Here is a 285-nt window from a genome sequence, read left to right on the forward strand (position 1 = left end):
ACGAACTCTGGGCCAATCAAGGCAGCCAGGTTGGCGAGCAAGCATTGAAGTTCTTCGGCGAGCTCTACGCCATCGAACGCGAGGTCGCTGAGTTGATGCCTGACGAGCGACGGCGAATACGACAGGAGAGGTCGCGCAGGGTGGCCGATGCCCTGCAGCAATGGCTCTCCGGGCAACGCCAGAGAGTGCCGGATGGCTCGGCCACGGCCAAGGCGATCGACTACAGCTTGAAGCGCTGGCAGGCACTCACGCGCTACATCGACGACGGCGATCTGCCGGCGGACA

The 285-nt window shown here is 63.5% G+C and carries 1 protein-coding gene; it reads left to right on the top strand.

Features of this window, described 5'->3' with window-relative positions; genetic code table 11:
• The coding region (locus tag APY03_RS34085; RefSeq protein WP_157103501.1) for an IS66 family transposase at positions 1 to 285 on the top strand (285 nt) is incomplete at both ends.

It is taken from the genome of Variovorax sp. WDL1, assembly GCF_001541225.1.
Taxonomy (GTDB): Bacteria; Pseudomonadota; Gammaproteobacteria; order Burkholderiales; family Burkholderiaceae_C; genus Variovorax.